At 32.5% G+C, this 17,480-nt stretch carries 16 protein-coding genes and 16 tRNA genes; 29 read left to right on the top strand and 3 right to left on the bottom strand.

Annotation, left to right across the window (positions count from 1 at the left end):
* Positions 1-96 precede the first annotated feature (96 nt).
* The 16 genes from LQ668_RS10410 (at position 97) to LQ668_RS10485 (ending at position 1,789) form a co-directional block, all read left to right on the top strand.
* A tRNA-Arg gene (locus LQ668_RS10410) sits at positions 97-170 on the top strand.
* A 19-nt stretch (positions 171-189) separates the two neighbouring features.
* Positions 190-263: transfer RNA gene (locus LQ668_RS10415), tRNA-Pro, on the top strand.
* Positions 264-287: 24 nt separating this feature from the next.
* Positions 288-363 (top strand) — tRNA-Ala (locus LQ668_RS10420).
* Positions 364-382: 19 nt separating this feature from the next.
* Positions 383-456: transfer RNA gene (locus tag LQ668_RS10425), tRNA-Met, on the top strand.
* Between the two features lie 37 nt (positions 457-493).
* Positions 494-567: transfer RNA gene (locus LQ668_RS10430), tRNA-Ile, on the top strand.
* Between the two features lie 12 nt (positions 568-579).
* Positions 580-672: transfer RNA gene (locus LQ668_RS10435), tRNA-Ser, on the top strand.
* A gap of 29 nt (positions 673-701) precedes the next feature.
* Positions 702-775 (top strand) — tRNA-Met (locus LQ668_RS10440).
* A gap of 11 nt (positions 776-786) precedes the next feature.
* Positions 787-862, top strand: a tRNA-Asp gene (locus tag LQ668_RS10445).
* Between the two features lie 20 nt (positions 863-882).
* A tRNA-Phe gene (locus LQ668_RS10450) sits at positions 883-955 on the top strand.
* Between the two features lie 14 nt (positions 956-969).
* Positions 970-1,045: transfer RNA gene (locus LQ668_RS10455), tRNA-Thr, on the top strand.
* Positions 1,046-1,051: 6 nt separating this feature from the next.
* Positions 1,052-1,135: transfer RNA gene (locus LQ668_RS10460), tRNA-Tyr, on the top strand.
* An 18-nt stretch (positions 1,136-1,153) separates the two neighbouring features.
* A tRNA-Trp gene (locus LQ668_RS10465) sits at positions 1,154-1,227 on the top strand.
* A 2-nt stretch (positions 1,228-1,229) separates the two neighbouring features.
* Positions 1,230-1,302: transfer RNA gene (locus LQ668_RS10470), tRNA-His, on the top strand.
* Between the two features lie 14 nt (positions 1,303-1,316).
* Positions 1,317-1,388, top strand: a tRNA-Gln gene (locus LQ668_RS10475).
* 6 nt (positions 1,389-1,394) lie between these two features.
* A tRNA-Cys gene (locus LQ668_RS10480) sits at positions 1,395-1,469 on the top strand.
* 235 nt (positions 1,470-1,704) lie between these two features.
* Positions 1,705-1,789, top strand: a tRNA-Leu gene (locus LQ668_RS10485).
* A gap of 92 nt (positions 1,790-1,881) precedes the next feature.
* On the opposite strand, the gene LQ668_RS10490 is transcribed toward LQ668_RS10485, so the two are convergent.
* Complete coding sequence (locus LQ668_RS10490; RefSeq protein ID WP_107510143.1) at positions 1,882-2,097, bottom strand: Gfo/Idh/MocA family oxidoreductase; 216 nt, start codon at positions 2,095-2,097, stop codon at positions 1,882-1,884.
* A gap of 60 nt (positions 2,098-2,157) precedes the next feature.
* On the bottom strand, positions 2,158-3,123 hold the full coding sequence (locus LQ668_RS10495) for a LacI family DNA-binding transcriptional regulator (RefSeq protein ID WP_107510144.1): 966 nt from the start codon (positions 3,121-3,123) through the stop codon (positions 2,158-2,160).
* 497 nt (positions 3,124-3,620) lie between these two features.
* Here LQ668_RS10495 and LQ668_RS10500 point away from each other — a divergent pair, with 497 nt between their 5' ends.
* The 8 genes from LQ668_RS10500 (at position 3,621) to trmL (ending at position 12,080) form a co-directional block, all read left to right on the top strand.
* Positions 3,621-4,673, top strand: coding sequence for a PTS sugar transporter subunit IIC (locus LQ668_RS10500; protein ID WP_078357643.1), 1,053 nt, complete (start codon positions 3,621-3,623; stop codon positions 4,671-4,673).
* Between the two features lie 361 nt (positions 4,674-5,034).
* On the top strand, positions 5,035-6,498 hold the full coding sequence (locus LQ668_RS10505; RefSeq protein WP_078357642.1) for an ABC transporter substrate-binding protein/permease: 1,464 nt from the start codon (positions 5,035-5,037) through the stop codon (positions 6,496-6,498).
* Complete coding sequence (locus LQ668_RS10510) at positions 6,491-7,216, top strand: amino acid ABC transporter ATP-binding protein (protein WP_078357641.1); 726 nt, start codon at positions 6,491-6,493, stop codon at positions 7,214-7,216. The genes LQ668_RS10505 and LQ668_RS10510 overlap by 8 nt, the downstream gene beginning before the upstream one ends.
* A gap of 26 nt (positions 7,217-7,242) precedes the next feature.
* Positions 7,243-8,277 (top strand): N-acetyl-gamma-glutamyl-phosphate reductase, encoded by a 1,035-nt coding sequence (argC, locus tag LQ668_RS10515; protein WP_239701486.1) that lies wholly within the window; start codon positions 7,243-7,245, stop codon positions 8,275-8,277.
* Positions 8,278-8,292: 15 nt separating this feature from the next.
* Complete coding sequence (gene argJ, locus LQ668_RS10520) at positions 8,293-9,531, top strand: bifunctional glutamate N-acetyltransferase/amino-acid acetyltransferase ArgJ (RefSeq protein ID WP_078357639.1); 1,239 nt, start codon at positions 8,293-8,295, stop codon at positions 9,529-9,531.
* Between the two features lie 14 nt (positions 9,532-9,545).
* Entirely contained in the window at positions 9,546-10,307 is a 762-nt protein-coding gene (argB, locus tag LQ668_RS10525) for an acetylglutamate kinase (RefSeq protein ID WP_107509805.1), read from the top strand.
* A gap of 168 nt (positions 10,308-10,475) precedes the next feature.
* Positions 10,476-11,603 (top strand): tRNA epoxyqueuosine(34) reductase QueG, encoded by a 1,128-nt coding sequence (queG, locus tag LQ668_RS10530; RefSeq protein ID WP_107509806.1) that lies wholly within the window; start codon positions 10,476-10,478, stop codon positions 11,601-11,603.
* Positions 11,604-11,606: 3 nt separating this feature from the next.
* Positions 11,607-12,080: a tRNA (uridine(34)/cytosine(34)/5-carboxymethylaminomethyluridine(34)-2'-O)-methyltransferase TrmL gene (gene trmL / locus LQ668_RS10535; protein ID WP_078357636.1), complete on the top strand. Its 474-nt coding sequence runs from the start codon at positions 11,607-11,609 to the stop codon at positions 12,078-12,080.
* Positions 12,081-12,109: 29 nt separating this feature from the next.
* Here trmL and LQ668_RS10540 read toward each other — a convergent pair whose 3' ends face one another.
* Positions 12,110-12,247, bottom strand: a complete 138-nt coding sequence (locus LQ668_RS10540; protein ID WP_016913147.1) for a hypothetical protein — start codon at positions 12,245-12,247, stop codon at positions 12,110-12,112.
* An 86-nt stretch (positions 12,248-12,333) separates the two neighbouring features.
* Between LQ668_RS10540 and nagA the strand changes: the two genes are divergently transcribed.
* The 5 genes from nagA to ppx all read left to right on the top strand — a co-directional run bounded on the left by nagA (position 12,334) and on the right by ppx (position 17,479).
* Positions 12,334-13,485 carry an N-acetylglucosamine-6-phosphate deacetylase gene (gene nagA, locus LQ668_RS10545; protein WP_078357635.1) on the top strand — a complete coding sequence of 384 codons (1,152 nt, stop codon included), beginning with the start codon at positions 12,334-12,336 and terminating at the stop codon, positions 13,483-13,485.
* A 47-nt stretch (positions 13,486-13,532) separates the two neighbouring features.
* Positions 13,533-14,132, top strand: coding sequence for a 6-phosphogluconolactonase (locus LQ668_RS10550; RefSeq protein ID WP_107509807.1), 600 nt, complete (start codon positions 13,533-13,535; stop codon positions 14,130-14,132).
* Positions 14,133-14,136: 4 nt separating this feature from the next.
* Entirely contained in the window at positions 14,137-14,283 is a 147-nt protein-coding gene (locus LQ668_RS10555; RefSeq protein WP_239701513.1) for an SAS053 family DNA gyrase inhibitor, read from the top strand.
* 188 nt (positions 14,284-14,471) lie between these two features.
* A complete protein-coding gene (fumC, locus tag LQ668_RS10560) occupies positions 14,472-15,860 on the top strand; it encodes a class II fumarate hydratase (RefSeq protein WP_107509808.1) in 1,389 nt (462 codons plus the stop codon).
* A gap of 92 nt (positions 15,861-15,952) precedes the next feature.
* Positions 15,953-17,479, top strand: a complete 1,527-nt coding sequence (ppx, locus tag LQ668_RS10565) for an exopolyphosphatase (protein ID WP_078357632.1) — start codon at positions 15,953-15,955, stop codon at positions 17,477-17,479.
* Position 17,480: the final 1 nt, after the last annotated feature.

Raw genomic sequence — 17,480 nt, forward strand, 5'->3', positions numbered from 1 at the left:
CGGGGTGGCGGAACTGGCAGACGCACAGGACTTAAAATCCTGCGGTAAGTGATTACCGTACCGGTTCGATTCCGGTCCTCGGCACCATTTTAATATGCGCCCGTAGCTCAATTGGATAGAGCGTTTGACTACGGATCAAGAGGCTAGGGGTTCGACTCCTCTCGGGCGCGTAATGACCATTTTTGGTTACGGGAAGTAGCTCAGCTTGGTAGAGCACTTGGTTTGGGACCAAGGGGTCGCAGGTTCGAATCCTGTCTTCCCGACTCTTTAAAAGTTACATATTAAATGGGGGCTTAGCTCAGATGGGAGAGCGCCTGCTTTGCACGCAGGAGGTCAGCGGTTCGATCCCGCTAGTCTCCACCATTTAAAATAATATTATTACGGCGGCGTAGCTCAGCTGGCTAGAGCGTACGGTTCATACCCGTGAGGTCGGGGGTTCGATCCCCTCTGCCGCCATTAAAATTTTGAATATGAAATACATATTTTAAATTTTGGACCTTTAGCTCAGTTGGTCAGAGCAAACGGCTCATAACCGTTGGGTCGCAGGTTCGAGTCCTGCAAGGTCCATACTTATATAGTGGAGGAATACCCAAGTTCGGCTGAAGGGATCGGTCTTGAAAACCGACAGGGGCTTAACGGCTCGCGGGGGTTCGAATCCCTCTTCCTCCGCCATTATATTTGTAAAATTAAATTATTATTATCGCGGGATGGAGCAGTTCGGTAGCTCGTCGGGCTCATAACCCGAAGGTCGGTGGTTCAAATCCACCTCCCGCAATTATTATTTTAGGTCCCGTGGTGTAGCGGTTAACATGCCTGCCTGTCACGCAGGAGATCGCGGGTTCGATTCCCGTCGGGACCGCCATTTTTTAAAATTTTATGTATGGCTCAGTAGCTCAGTCGGTAGAGCAAAGGACTGAAAATCCTTGTGTCGGCGGTTCGATTCCGTCCTGAGCCATCTTTTAACATTATGCCGGCCTAGCTCAATTGGTAGAGCAACTGACTTGTAATCAGTAGGTTGGGGGTTCAAGTCCTCTGGCCGGCACCATCTATCGGAGGGGTAGCGAAGTGGCTAAACGCGGCGGACTGTAAATCCGCTCCTTCGGGTTCGGCAGTTCGAATCTGCCCCCCTCCACCATATTTCTTATAATTTAATAGGGGCATAGTTTAACGGTAGAATAGAGGTCTCCAAAACCTTTGATGTGGGTTCGATTCCTACTGCCCCTGCCATGGCGGTTGTGGCGAAGTGGTTAACGCATCGGATTGTGGTTCCGACACGCGTGGGTTCGATTCCCATCAGCCGCCCTTACTTTTATTAATGGGCTATAGCCAAGCGGTAAGGCAACGGACTTTGACTCCGTCACGCGCTGGTTCGAATCCAGCTAGCCCAGTAGTCTGGCGGCATAGCCAAGTGGTAAGGCAGAGGTCTGCAAAACCTCTATTCACCGGTTCAAATCCGGTTGCCGCCTCCATTAATATTTTGCGGGAGTATTTCAACTCTTAGAATACATTCCTTCCCGGAATGAGATATAGGTGTAAATCCTATCTTCCGCTCCATTATTTTTCAGAACTACTAATTATTAAAATGCGGGAGTATTTCAACTCTTAGAATACATTCCTTCCCGGAATGAGATATAGGTGTAAGTCCTATCTTCCGCTCCATTATTTCTTCCATTGGGAAGATTTTTTTGTAGGAAATATAATTATGCCGGTGTGGTGGAATTGGCAGACACGCGGGACTCAAAATCCCGTGTCCGTTGAGGACGTGTCGGTTCGAACCCGACCACCGGTACTTATAACAAAAAGGCTGAGACAATTAATTTGTCTCAGCCTTTTATAATTTCATCATTAGATTACTGTCTTCTTCTTTTACTAACCTGCAATTTAAAGTTTCATAATATAATCAATTTTTTGATCATTATACAACTTACTTCTTGTCATTACTTTTGGAATTCCGTATTTATCTTTCATATTAATTGCTTTTGTTAAATTATCATCTGCACACGCTACTATGTCAATATTTCTTGTGTGTTGAACTAATTCTACATATATTTCTGAAGTAATGTTACACCCATCAATGCCGACTTTTTGTTTATTCATTTAAATTACCCCCTAAGATATGTGATTAAATAAAGGATAATCTATGAAATGCATTTCATGTCAACAATTAATATTTTTTACAGAATTTCTTTTTATTAATTTAGTTTCAAAAAAGTGATGTGTTATATTATTATCGTATAATTGGTTAAAGAGACTTTTGCCTATATTGATAAGTGGTATTTCTATCGTTGTCAAATTAAGCATCTCTGATATTTTATGATTTTCAAAGCCAATAATAGATAAATGTTCTTTTGCATCATTGTTTATACTTAGTAATAGACCAGCAGCAGTGTTGTCACCTGAAACTATAATTGCTGATGGGGGAGTTGGTGATTTATTTAAATCTTTAGCAAGTATATAACCATCTTCTAGTAATACATAATTTTCATAAATCATTTTTTTATTGAAAGTTAGTGATTTTTCTTTGCAAAAATCTTTATAAGCTGCAATCCTTAATAATGAACTTGTACTATTCTTTCTATTAATAGCACATGAGATATTTCGATGTCCATGTTCGTACAAATGGTTTAATGCCGTGTAAAAGGCTTTATAGTGATCTATATAGGTTGTACGAAGCTTAGAATGTGTTATATCTTCAAAAATAGAGATAGGACCATATTCAACATACTGTTCGATTATATTTAATGAAATATTTCTTGAACATATAATTAAGGCGTCTAGTTGTTTTAGTTTAAGCATTTCTAAAGCGTCTATTTCTTGGTCGTTATCATAAGAAGTTTGGAAAAGTACAATTTTCTTGTTTAATTTAATTGCTTCTTCTGATATACCTTGTATTAGCTGAGAAAAATAAGGATGATTAGAAAAAGGAATAACAACACCTATTAAGTTTGTTTTACCTTTTTTTAAATGTATGGCATTAATGTTAGGTATATAATTTATTTCTTCTATAACTTGGAGTACTCTATTCCTTTTCTCTTCGTTTACATAAGGGTGGTTATTAATTACTCTTGAAACAGTACTGGGAGAAACACCAGCTTTTCTTGCGACTTCTTTTAGATTTGTCATTCGGATTCCCCCTCATTTATACTATATATTATATAAATATTTTAGCATATTAACTTAAAAATTATCTTTAAATTATAAAGTAGGTGAAATTTATTAAACAACAATTTTTTGAACTGGAATGTTCTCATTTAAACGCAAATAATAGATTAGATTATAACATTATACTAGATTTACTTGATGATAATTTCAAAGAGATTGGAAAGTCGGGTAGAGTCATTTATAAAAATGATATTGAAAACAGCACTTTACATACTTTTGAATATCAAATTAGTGACTTTGTAACTGACAAGATTCAAAAAGGCATTGTATTGGTTACATATAAATTATTCAATGAGACGGATAATGTATTAACGAATAGAAGTACTTTGTGGATCAGAAAAAATAACCAGTGGAAAATGCGATTTCATCAAGGTACAATTATTTAAAATTAAAAATGTGATTGTCTATTAAAATAAACTCATATATGATTAATACATATTTAAATATGGAGGAATTTTATGGATAGACATTTCACTGTAAAGGAATTTTTCTTTAACATATTAAATGGTATAGGTGTAGGTATTGTTATTGCGCTTATACCAAATGCAATATTAGGTGTTTTATTTAGTTACTTATCACAGTTTCACCCTGTACTTGAAATGTTTAACCAAGCTTTATTACTTATGCAATATGCTATGAGTTTTATTATAGGAATAATTGTAGCTAATCAATTTAAATTCCAAGCTACAGATGCCGTGATGATAGGGGCAGCTGGATTAATAGGTTCAGGTGCTGTGAAAGTCCAAAATGGCCAATTTATGTTTGTTAGTATTGGTGATGTGGTCAATTTAATAGTTGTATTAATCATTAGTTGTTATTTAATGATTAAATTAAAAGGTAAATTTGGTTCTTTAGATATGCTAATTATGCCAATATTTATTTCGGTAGTTAGTGGTTTTATTGGAATGCTTACTTTGCCATATGTAAGTAATGTAACAAAAGGCATTGGAAAATTAATAGAACAATTCTCGACTTTAAATCCATTGTTAATGTGTATTTTGATAGCAATTACATATGCTCTCCTTATGGTCACTCCAATTTCAGTGGTAGCAATTGCAACAGCTGTAGGATTAGAAGGTCTAAGTTCAGGTGCAGGTAATATGGGAATCGTTGCGGCATGTGTAACATTCTTAATGGGATCATGGAAAGTAAATGATAAAGGGATTAATATCGTACTTATTATTGGTGCTGCAAAAATGATGATACCTGTCTACTTTAAAAATCCAATAATAGCAATACCGTTGATCATTAATGGGTTAATGAGTGGTTTGCTAACGTATTTTGTAGGAATAAAAGGAACACCTATGTCAACAGGATTCGGATATACAGGTTTTGTTGGTCCAGCTAATGCAATAAAATATATGGACGGCTCAATAATCGTAAATATAGTTCTTTTAATATTCGCGTACTTTGTTATACCATTTGTATTTGCTTATATTGTACATAGATTATGTTTGAAATTATTGCCTAAATATAATCAGGAAATGTTTTTGTTTAAAGAAAATGCATAAGAATTGAATACTAAAAAGCGCCCTCAGTTAGAGGACGCTTTTTTATATTACATTTTATATATAAATTCAACTATAATTATTAGAATATTATGAAAATATATTGTTTGTTTTCATAAAGTGAGGTAGAATAAATCATTATTCATAAATTTGCATATTGATATCACATTTATAAGTGCATTAAATCAGTGCTAGTTATTTTCAATAGTGTTATAACAGTGATTACAAAAATTTGATTTTAAAATGAGATTATATTTAGTAACGACTAAATGAATAACCATTCAAAAACTTTTATAAAAAGCATTGCATAAAATTACATAAATGCGTATAATAATGAATATTATTAATTCAGGAGGTTACAACTTTGAAAAGAAATTTATTTGTGAAAGTAGTACTTATAACAGTTTGTTTACTACTTACTATTCCATATTTAGTCCCCAAACAGTCACACGCCCAAGAAACTGACCAGTGGGAAAAAGCTAAAGAACGTGGCGAGCTAAGAGTAGGTTTATCAGCAGATTATGCACCATATGAATTTGAACATACCAAAGATGGAAAGCGTGAGTATGCAGGTATAGATATTGAGCTAGCTAAAAAAATTGCGAAAGACAATGGTATAAAGCTTAAAATAGTGAATATGCAATTTGATAGTTTATTAGGTGCTTTAAAAACTGGGAAAATAGATATGATTATTTCAGGTATGGCACCGACTCCTGAAAGAAAAAAAGAAGTTGATTTTTCAGATCACTATATGGAAGTTAAGCAAAGACTAATTGTTCAAAAGAAAGATAAAGATAAATTAAAAACAATTGAAGATTTCAAAGGAAAAATGATTGGAGTACAAAAGCAAACAACTCAAGAAGAATTAGCAAAAACTGAAATGCCAGACTCTCAAGTGAGCTCACTTGCAAGGGTACCTGAAGTTATTATGTCACTTAATTCAGGAAAAGTAGATGGAATGATTATTGAAGGTCCTGTAGCAGATGCATATTTAGAGAAAAATCCAAATTTAACTTATTCAGATGTTGATTTTTCTGATGCAGATAAAACAACTGCCATCGCTTTACCTAAAGATTCTCCTCAATTAATGGAGAGAGTCAATAAAAGTGTTAAAGAAGTTCGAGATAATAATTTGATAAAAGATTATCAAGATAAAGCCACAGAAGCAATGTTTGATGATGGATCATTTTTTAGCAAATATGGATCTTATTTCTTACATGGTGTTGGATATACAATTCTATTATCATTCTTAGGAGTTGTAGCTGGTGCACTTATTGGTGTTTTCTTTGCATTGATGAAATTAAGCAACAGTAAAATCTTAAAATCTATTGCATCAGTTTATATAGAATTTATAAGAGGAACGCCTTTATTAGTTCAAGTATTTTTAGTGTATTTTGGTACAACAGCAGTACTTGGTTTAGATTTATCTGCACTTATTTGTGGTATTATCGCGCTTATTATTAACTGTAGTGCTTACATAGCAGAAATTATTAGAGCAGGGATTAATGCAGTTGATAATGGTCAAATGGAAGCCGCAAGATCATTAGGTTTAAACAAATCACAAGCTATGAAAAAAGTTATTATGCCTCAAGCCATTAAAAATATACTACCAGCTTTAGGTAATGAGTTCGTAACTGTAATTAAAGAATCATCTATTGTATCAGTAATAGGTGTTAGTGAATTAATGTTTAATGCACAAGTTGTGCAAGGTGCGTCGTTTGATCCATTCACACCATTGTTAGTAGCAGCAGTATTGTACTTCATTTTAACGTTTACGTTATCTAGAGTGATGTATATTGCTGAAAGGAGGTTCAGTGTCAGTGATTAAAGTTAATGATTTACACAAAACATTTGGTAAAAATGAAGTATTAAAAGGTATTAATTTAAATATTGAAAAAGGAGAAGTAGTTGCCATAATAGGTCCATCAGGTAGTGGTAAAAGTACGCTATTAAGATGTTTAAACTTATTAGAAGATCCTACTTCAGGTCAAATTATTTTTGAAAACAATGATCTAACGAATACTAAGGGAGCAAAGCTGGATCAATTAAGACAAAAAATGGGAATGGTGTTCCAAAGCTTTAATTTGTTCCCTCACAAAAAAGTTATAGATAATGTTACTTTAACGCCTTTGACTTTAAAAAAAGGAAATAAATCTGAATTAGAAAAACAAGCTCATCAGTTGCTTGAAAAAGTTGGATTAGAAGATAAATCGGATGTTTATCCTTCAAAACTTTCTGGAGGACAAAAGCAGCGTGTCGCTATTGCGAGGGCATTAGCTATGAATCCAGAAGTTATTTTATTCGACGAACCAACTTCAGCACTTGATCCCGAAGTAGTTGGGGAAGTGTTAAGTGTTATGAAAGATTTAGCTAAAGAAGGCATGACAATGGTAGTTGTAACACATGAAATGGGCTTTGCTAAAAATGTAAGTGATCATGTCATTTTTATGGATGAAGGAATTGTACAAGAAGAAGGTACACCTGAACAAATTTTTGATAATCCGCAAAATAGTAGAACGAAACAATTTTTATCTAAAGTATTGTAATACTAAAAAATAAAAGAGGTGTTTTCGTGTTAGAAATAGGTATAGTCGGAGGAAGTGGATATGGTGCAATTGAACTAATTAGATTACTCAAACAACATAAAGAAGTGAATATTAAATATGTATTTTCACATTCTAAGTCTGGGGAAGACATTAAAGAAACATTTCCACATTTGCAAGACAATATTAATGTACCATTTTCAAGTTTAGATGTTGATAAAGTAGATTGCGATTTAATATTTTTTGCTACGCCATCAAATGTGAGTAAACATTTTATTCCTAAATTAATTGAACGAGGAATAAAAGTTATTGATTTATCAGGAGATTTTAGACTAAAAGATCCAGCATTATATGAAAAATATTATGGTGAAAAACCAGCTGAACAAAGCATACTTGATAAAGCTAATTATAGCTTAGCTGAGTGGTCCGATATAAACAATGATTCAACTAAAATTATTGCTAATCCAGGATGTTTTCCAACAGCGACTTTACTTTCTCTACATCCACTATTAAAAAACAATTTAATTAATAAGGAATCAATAATTATAGATGCTAAAACAGGTATTTCTGGTGCAGGTAGAAGTTTAAGTCAGAATGTTCATTATGGAGAAGCGAATGAGAATTTCTCTGCTTACAAATTAGGAACACATAAACACACGCCAGAAATTGAGCAATATTTATCAAAATTATCAGGATCTGATATTAAAGTAATGTTTACACCACATCTTGTTCCTATGACAAGAGGCATACTGGCTACAATTTATGTTGATTTAAATGAACAAATATCAGAAGAAGCATTACATAAAATGTATATAAAAACCTATCAAAATAAACCATTTGTCCGTATTAGGAAAATAGGTGAATTTCCAAAAACTAAGGAAGTATTAGGTAGTAATTTTTGCGATATAGGTATTTACGTTGACGAAGAACGAAATAAAGCTGTAATTGTAACTGTAATAGATAATTTAGTAAAAGGTGCAAGTGGTCAAGCAATTCAAAACATGAATATTTTATATGGATTTAATGAAGATAAAGGTTTGAATTTATTACCAGTATATCCTTAGAAATGGAGGAATTTGATGTTAGAAGAAACTGAACAATTAATTGACTCTGAATTGACAATTATAGAAGAAGGTGACGTTGCGACACCTAAGGGCTTTGTAGCAGGTGGAACACACGTGGGCCTTCGTAGAGAAAAGAAAGATTTTGGTTGGCTATTTTCATCAGTTCCAGCTAATTGTGCAGCAGTATATACACAAAATGCTTTCAAAGCTGCACCATTACAAGTTACAGAGGAGAGTATAAGTGTTAATAATAAACTTTCTGCAGTAATCATTAATTCTGCAATAGCAAATGCTTGTACAGGTAAACGAGGTGTTGAAGATGCGAAACAAACTCAAAAATGGGCTGCATCAAAATTACAAATACCAGAACATGAAATTGCAGTTGCTTCAACAGGTTTAATAGGCGAATTTTTACCAATGCAAAAAATAAAGTATGGCGTTAATAATATAGATATACAAAATGATTTTAATTCTGAAAATTTTAATGAATCTATTTTAACAACAGATAAAGAAACCAAGCACATAGCTGTACAAGTGACTATTGATAATGAAGTGATAACAATTGGTGGAACTTGTAAAGGATCAGGTATGATACATCCGAATATGGCTACTATGTTAGGATTTATGACTACAGACGCAAACGTAGAAGTTGAAGATTTAAATAGTTTATTGAAAGAATCTGTTGATGAAACTTTTAATATGATTACTGTTGATGGAGATACAAGTACTAACGATATGGTTATTCTTTTAGCAAATGGTGAAAGTAATAACCAACCATTATGTAAGCAACATCCTGAATGGAATAAATTTGCTAAAGCAGTGCAACATGTAAGTCGATATTTAGCACAAAGTATTGCTAGGGATGGTGAAGGTGCAACGAAATTAATAAAAGTTAAAGTTACTGGTGCCGAAACAAAAGAACAAAACAATATTATTGCTAAAACAATCGTCGGTTCTAGTCTAGTCAAGACGGCTATTCATGGAGCAGATCCAAACTTTGGCAGAATCATTTCAGCAATTGGATATGCTGATATTACGATAAATCCAACTGATATAGACGTATGGCTCTGTGATCATTTATTGGTTAGCAAAGGAATGAATGTTTCATTTGATGAGTTAGATTTAAAAGCTAAAATGGAGCAGGATACTATTGAAATCAATGCTAAGATTGGTGATTCATCCTTTACATCTACAGCATTTGGGTGCGACTTATCTTATGATTACGTGAAAATTAATGCATTATATAGAACCTAATTGGAGGTCTTTAAGTGAAGTATGCAGTAATTAAAATAGGCGGAAGTATATTAAATAATCTTAACAAATCAATAATTGAAGATATTCTCACTTTAAAAAAGCAAAATTATGTACCCATAATCGTGCATGGTGGAGGTCCATTTATAAATAAGCAACTTAGTAAAATAGGAGTTGAAAGTAAATTTGTAGATGGATTACGTGTAACTGATGAGGAAGTGTTGCTACAAACTTCTAGTACATTGATAGGTGAAGTGAATCCTCAAGTAGTATTTCAAATCAATCAATATGAACCATTAGCAATAGGTGTTAATGGAATAGATATGAATTTATTTGATATAGAACCACTTCATCCTAAATACGGTTTTGTTGCAGAATGTTCTTCAGTTAACAAAGCTGCTCTTGAACTTATTTGTTCAAATAGTATCCCAGTTGTAGCTCCTATAGGTATAGATAGTATCAGTGGACAACGATACAATATTAATGCTGATAGTTTAGCTTATAAAATTGCAAGTGAAATGGAAGGTGATTTATTTCTAATAAGTGATATTCCAGGTGTACTCATTAAAGATGAAGTTCAAGCTAACTTAAGTATTAGAGATATTAATAATTATATTGAAACGACTGAAATATATGGTGGAATGATACCTAAAGTTACTGGTGCAATTTCAGCTATAAAAGATGGTTGTAAAAGCGTAAAAATTATTTCTGGATCATCAGAACATGCTTTATTAAAGAGTTCGATATCAAATGAAATAGGTACTACGATTACTTCTTAAAGATATAACAATTCAACATGATTAGTCTGCCAACAAATTCACTATCTTTGTTGGCAGCTTTTTTGTTTATATTCAAGATTTAATTTGTTTTAAATAACTTTAAAATCTAAAACTTTCATATAAATATGTTAAAATATATAAGCATGTTTGATAGTGAGGTGAATCAATTTGAATTTAGATTTATTGAAACAAGAAGTAATAGATTACGCGCATTCTATTGGAATTGATAGCATTGGATTTACAACGGCAGATCCCTTTGATGAATTAAAACAGAAATTAGAAGATTATCACTCAAAGGGCTATGCGTCTGGTTTTGAAGAAAGTGATATTGAATTAAGAACAGTTCCAAAACTCACTTTACCATCTGCAAGATCAATAATTGCTATTGCAGTAGGTTATCCTAATAAATTAAAAGATGCACCTAAAAGTGTAAGAGGTGACAGACGAGGTTTATTTGCACGAGCTTCTTGGGGTCAAGATTATCATACGATTATGAGAAATCGACTAGATAAACTCAGTTTATTCCTACAAGAGAAAGTACCAGATGTAGAAGTGAAATCGATGGTTGATACAGGTGTTCTATCTGATCGAGCTGTTGCTGAAAGAGCTGGCTTAGGATTTGCAGGTAAAAATGGCTTTATTATAAATGAAGATTTAGGGACATGGAGCTATTTAGGTGAGATGTTAGTGAGTATCCCATTTAAACCTGACGACCCGGTTATCGATAGTTGTGGTGATTGTAATATATGTGTAGATCGATGTCCTACTGGAGCATTAGTGGGTGATGGACAATTAAATAGTCAAAAATGTATCAGCTTTTTAACGCAAACTAAAGGATATTTAAAAGATGAATATCGTTATAAAATTGGTAATAGACTATATGGTTGTGATACATGTCAGCAAGTATGTCCAAGAAATAGAGGGATTAACACAGAACAAGATGATATCGTCTTAGAACCTGAAGTCTTGAAGCCTAGATTAGTTCCATTATTAAAAATGTCTAACAAAGAATTTAAGAATACTTATGGACATTTAGCTGGTGCATGGCGTGGAAAGAAACCGATTCAAAGAAATGCAATTGTTGCACTTGCACATTTTAATGAAGAAAGTGCAATACCTGATTTGAAAGATGTTGCATTAACAGATCCTAGACCAATGATAAGAGGTACAGCATTTTGGGCAATTGGACAAATTCAAGGTGAAGAAGCAAGATCATTTATAATGTCGCACTATGAACGTGAAATTGAAGAAGTTCAAGAAGAAATGATAAAAGGATTAGAGATTAGGAGAAAATAAAATATGACAAATCATGTAGTTTTATATCAACCAGAAATACCAGCAAATACAGGGAATATTGCACGTAGTTGTGCAGCAACAGATACAACTTTACATTTAATAAGACCTTTAGGTTTTAGTACTGATGATAAAATGTTAAGAAGAGCAGGATTAGATTACTGGAAATTCGTAAATATTGTTTATTATGATAGTGTTGAAGAATTTTTTGAGAAAACAGAAGGTGGAAACTATTATTTATTAACTAAATTTGGTACACAACCACACACTGAATTTGATTATAGTAGTTTAGATGAAGATCATTATTTTGTGTTTGGTAGAGAAACGACTGGTCTTCCAGATTGGATTAAAGAAAAATATAAAGATACGGCTTTAAGAATTCCAATGAATGAAAATGTAAGATCATTAAATTTATCTAACACTGCTGCAATTTTAATTTATGAAGCTTTAAGACAACAAAATTATCCTAATTTATCATAAAAAAAACTGAGGCCAAATGGTCTCAGTTATTAATTATTTGATTTTAAAGATTCAAGTTCTTTATTTAAATCTTCTTCTTTAAGACCATAGTCTTTAGAATCGCGACCAGCAGTTAACATCGCAGTAATAAATGCTACACCAACCATACAAATTAATAACGTGTTCATTTAATTAGCCCCCTCGTAATGTTATGTTATCTTTATTATAAACGAATTAGGGGAATATTTAAATACATTTTTAAGGAGACATACAAATGGATAATTATATTTTAAAAAATGCACAAGTTTATACTGAAAAAACAAAGATTGAAAATGGATATATCGAAGTGCGTGATGGCTTTATTTATGATATTCAAGAAGGTGACTATAAAGGTAATGCTCGTGTTGTAGATTTAAAAGGACAACATTTGATACCAGGTTTTATTGATATACATATACATGGTGGTTATGGTCAAGATGCTATGGATGCTACTCCAGAAACTTTAAACGTATTATCTGAAAAATTATTATCAGAAGGAACAACAAGCTTTTTAGCTACTACTATGACACAGTCAACAGATGCAGTTAATGATGCATTGGAAAATGTTGCGAAGTATAAACCGCTAGATGAAAAGCGCGCAGAAATATTAGGTGTACATTTAGAAGGTCCATTTATCTCTGAACATAAAGTTGGTGCTCAGAATCCAGCATTTGTTGCAAGACCCACAGTGCAAAAATTTAATGAGTTCCAAGAAAAATCAAACGGGAATATTAAAATAGTAACAATTGCTCCAGAAGTAGAAGGTGCAAAAGAAACGATAAAACATTTAAGCAATGACGTTATTTTTTCTGCAGGACACACAGTTACCGATTATAACGGGATTGAAGAAGCGGTAAATTATGGACTTAAACATGTAACACATTTATATAATGCACAAACAACTTTTACGCATAGAGAACCTGGAGTATTTGGAGCAGCACTGACTAATGAAAGACTAACAACTGAAGTTATTGTCGATGGTGTGCATTCACATCCAGCAGCGGTTAAATTAGCTTATTTGGCAAAAGGTAATGAGAACTTCTGTATTATAACTGATGCAATGAGAGCAAAAGGAATGTCAGACGGAAAATACGATCTTGGTGGTCAAGATGTTTATGTGAAAAATAATGAGGCAAGACTAGAAAATGGTTCATTAGCAGGAAGCATACTTTTAATGAATAAGGGCTTAAAGAACTTGATGGACTTTGCAAACGTGTCACTTGAAGAAGCATGGCGCACAACAAGTTTAAATCAAGCTATACGTTTAAATGTAGATGATAGACTTGGTTCTATTAAAATTGGCAAGCAAGCAGACTTTGTTGTAGTTGATTCAGAATTAAATGTTTTAACTACTATTAAAAAAGGGTATATTATAAATAATGATTAAAGATTAATTTTTTGAAAATAGATAAGTTGAAATGAGGAGTGGACAAAATGGCTTTAAACTTTAAAGTATTTGAAACGAAAGATATCGCTGCACGTTACGCTGCAGACGTAGTTCGCAAACAATTTAATTCAGATAGTACTTCAGTAGTTGGCGTGCACTTAGATGCAGAGAATACAACATTTTTCGATGAATTATTAGATGATGTTAAGAAAAATCCAGTAAACTTTAGTCAAGTACACATTTTGGATTTTGATGGTAAAGAAGATTATTATACTGAACTAGGTGTACCAGCTAAGCAAGTTTTAAAAACAGATGTTGGTAGTGATGTAGAATCATTCATTAAAGAAAAAGTAAACACTGACAAAAAGAAAAATAAATTGATGTTAGATGTTGTGACTTTAACTGAAGATAGCAGAACTGGATTAGATTATAATCAAGCAATTCATCCAGCTAGAGAAGTCATTGTATTAGTTACAGGTAAAGAAAAAGCAAAAGCAGTTAGCAAGTTGTATGAAGAACCAGCTAACGGCTCAGTTGAATCAGCAAAATTAAAACAACATAGAATGGTAACAGTTATATTAGACAATGAAGCGGCACAAGGATTGCCAGAAGATGTTAGATCTTACTTCTCAATTCAATTTTCATAAGAAGGTGAATATATTGAATAAACAGCCAGAAGAAGAAAATGAAATGGTTCAAGACTTAGAAGATGTAAAAGAACTAGGTAAAGAAATGGAACAAATTTCAGAACAAAATGATGAAGCATATGAAGAAAAGAAAGAAGCACAAGATTCATAAAATGCATTATATTTTATAGGGAGTGGGATGACGAAATCTTTTATTAATAGAATAGATTTCGGTTCCACTCCTTTTTTTATGATAATTTAAATTATCTGACAACTGAGAGTTTAAATCATAGGCTGTATAAGATATAATAAAGATGAATAATGAGTGATGACTACAAGGAATAAAGGGGAGTAATTACAATGAGTTACAGAATTGAACATGATACATTTGGTGAAATTAAAGTCCCAAGCGATAAGTATTGGAAAGCGCAAACACAAAGAAGTAAACAAAATTTCCCAGTAGGAAAAGAACAAATGCCTATTGAAGTTATATATGGATTTGCTCACTTGAAAAGAGCAGCAGCAATTTCAAACCATGAACTTGGTAAATTATCAGATGATAAAAAAGATGCAATTGTTTTTGCAACAGATGAGATTTTAAAAGGAAATCTAGACGATCAGTTTCCATTAGTTGTATGGCAAACTGGTAGTGGTACGCAAAGTAACATGAATGTTAATGAAGTTGTAAGTTATGTAGCTAATGCATACTTAAAAGAAAAAGGTTCAGATGATAGTGTTCATCCAAACGATCATGTAAATATGTCTCAAAGTTCAAATGATACATATCCAACTGCAATGCACGTTGCTTTATATCATGAAATTGAATCTAAATTATTACCAGCTTTAAGTACGTTAAGAAATACTTTTAAAGATAAAGAAGAATCATTTAAAGATATTATCAAAATTGGTAGAACTCATCTACAAGATGCGACACCATTAACTTTAGGACAAGAAGTTAGTGGTTGGAGATATATGTTGGATAAATGTGAATCACTACTAAATGAATCTAAAGGTCAATTATTGAACTTAGCAATCGGTGGTACCGCTGTTGGTACTGGTATAAATGCACATCCTGAATTTGGTGATAAAGTTGCTAAACAAATTTGTAAACAATTAGGTTATCCATTTGTATCTTCTGAAAACAAGTTCCATGCTTTAACTGCACATGATGAAGTAGTTTATGTGCATGGTGCATTAAAAGCTTTAGCAAGTGATTTAATGAAAATTGCAAATGATGTTAGATGGTTAGCTTCTGGCCCAAGAGCTGGTTTAGCTGAAATTTCTATTCCTGAAAATGAACCAGGATCATCAATTATGCCAGGTAAAGTAAACCCAACTCAATGTGAAATGTTAACTATGGTTTCAGTACAAGTCCTTGGAAATGATTCAGCAGTAGGTATTGCTGCTTCACAAGGTAACTTTGAATTAAACGTATTTAAGCCAGTTATTTTGTATAATACATTACAATCAATTTATTTATTAACTGATGGTATCGAAACATTTAACAATAATTGTGCTGTTGGTATTGAACCTATCGAGGAAAATATTGATAAATATTTAAATCAATCTTTAATGTTAGTTACTGCTTTAAATCCACATATTGGATATGAAAATGCAGCAGCTATTGCAAAAAATGCTCACAAAAATGGACTAACTTTAAAAGAATCAGCCATTCAATCTGGTCATTTAACAGAAGAACAATTCGATGAATGGATTAAACCTGAAGATATGATAAGCTCTAAAAAATAGTAGCATCTGTAAGACATAAATATTAAGAACACAAAAAGGTGCTATGGCAGCACCTTTTTGTGTATAAATATATAGATTCCTGGAGGAAATTTATGAAAAGAATAGGATTAATAGATATAGGTTCTAATACAATAAGACTTGTTATTTTTGAGTATTCAGTAGAAACAGGATTAAATGAACTACAAAATATTAAAACACCTGCTCGTCTAAGTCAATTTTTAGATGAAGATAAAAATATGAACGAAGAAGGCATTAACGTTTTAGTAGAAACTTTAAATAGTTTTAAAAAAGTAGCTAAAAAATTTCATGTTGAAGAACTTGTCCCTGCAGCAACTGCAGCAGTTAGACAATCAAAAAATGTAGATCAAATAATTGAAAGCGTAAAATCCAAAACTAATCTTGATATCGAAATTATTCCAGAACAAGATGAAGCTTTTTATGGATTTTATGCAGCAACACATACACTAAATATTGAAAACGGTATAACTGTAGATATTGGTGGTGGTTCAACAGAGGTTACTTATTTTGAAAATAAGAAATTAAAAGAAGCGATTAGTTTTCCTTTTGGTGTTGTAACGTTAGAAAAAATGTTTTTCGTGGATAAAGATCACAATGATAAAAATGCGATAAAAAAGTGTGAAAAATTCGTTAAAGAACAATTTGAATCTGAAAAATGGATAAAAGATAAAAAAGTTCCAATTATTGGAATTGGTGGTTCAGCACGAAATAATGCACGTATTCATCAGTCTTTAAATAACTATCCTATTGCGGGGGTACATGGTTATGATATGACTAAAAAAGATTTAGAAGAAGTGTATGATGAATTAAAAAAATCAGATAAAAGTGATTTAAAAGATTTAGATGGATTAAGTAGAGATCGTACAGATATTATTATTCCAAGTTCTATTGTATTTAACACGCTTTATGATATAACAGATGCAACTCGTTTCACTTTTTCTAGAAAAGGGTTACGTGAAGGTTTAGTTATGACAAGGTTGAAAGAAGATTTCCCAAAATCGTTTAATAAAGATAATGTGACTACAGATGCTTTAAGATATTTAGCAAATGAGTATAATATAAATCCTTCTAACGGTAAACAGCGTATGAGATTAGCAGAAGATTTACTTAATAAAGTGATAGAAATAACTGATTTTGAAGTTTCTAATGAAGACAGAAAATTGTTGAAAGAAGCGGCATATTTATACTATTTAGGTGCATTTATTGATGCGGATTCTAGTTCTCAACATACTTATTATATTATAGCAAATTCAAGTATTAATGGATTCTCACATAGAGATAGAGTGAAATTAGCGCTTCTTGCAAGTTTTAAAAATAAATCATTACTTAAGTTTTATGTAAAAGAAACATCTTGGTTTAAAGATAATGAAATTGAACTCATTCAAAAGCTAGGTGGAATAATAAAATTCGCTAATGCATTAAATGTTTCAAATACTGATTGCATAGAAACGTTGGAGTTAATTGACAAGAAAAATGAATTTGACTTAATAGTGGATTATGTAACAGACCCAATTGCAGAAGAATATCAGTCAGAAAGACAGAAAAAACATATAGAAAAGTTACTACCAAAAAAACTTAATATAATATTTACACAAGGTTAAC

Source organism: Mammaliicoccus sp. K-M42, assembly GCF_022386375.1.
In the GTDB taxonomy this organism is placed as follows: Bacteria; Bacillota; Bacilli; order Staphylococcales; family Staphylococcaceae; genus Mammaliicoccus; species Mammaliicoccus fleurettii.

What these genes read in the sequence shown, in the direction of transcription:
- LQ668_RS10490 (WP_107510143.1), bottom strand. Translation starts at nt 2,097, where the DNA reads ATGAATAAACAAAAAGTCGGCATTGATGGGTGTAACATTACTTCAGAA.
- LQ668_RS10495 (WP_107510144.1), bottom strand. Translation starts at nt 3,123, where the DNA reads ATGACAAATCTAAAAGAAGTCGCAAGAAAAGCTGGTGTTTCTCCCAGT.
- LQ668_RS10500 (WP_078357643.1), top strand. Translation starts at nt 3,621, where the DNA reads ATGGATAGACATTTCACTGTAAAGGAATTTTTCTTTAACATATTAAAT.
- argJ (WP_078357639.1), top strand. Translation starts at nt 8,293, where the DNA reads ATGTTAGAAGAAACTGAACAATTAATTGACTCTGAATTGACAATTATA.
- trmL (WP_078357636.1), top strand. Translation starts at nt 11,607, where the DNA reads ATGACAAATCATGTAGTTTTATATCAACCAGAAATACCAGCAAATACA.
- LQ668_RS10540 (WP_016913147.1), bottom strand. Translation starts at nt 12,247, where the DNA reads ATGAACACGTTATTAATTTGTATGGTTGGTGTAGCATTTATTACTGCG.
- nagA (WP_078357635.1), top strand. Translation starts at nt 12,334, where the DNA reads ATGGATAATTATATTTTAAAAAATGCACAAGTTTATACTGAAAAAACA.
- LQ668_RS10550 (WP_107509807.1), top strand. Translation starts at nt 13,533, where the DNA reads ATGGCTTTAAACTTTAAAGTATTTGAAACGAAAGATATCGCTGCACGT.
- fumC (WP_107509808.1), top strand. Translation starts at nt 14,472, where the DNA reads ATGAGTTACAGAATTGAACATGATACATTTGGTGAAATTAAAGTCCCA.
- ppx (WP_078357632.1), top strand. Translation starts at nt 15,953, where the DNA reads ATGAAAAGAATAGGATTAATAGATATAGGTTCTAATACAATAAGACTT.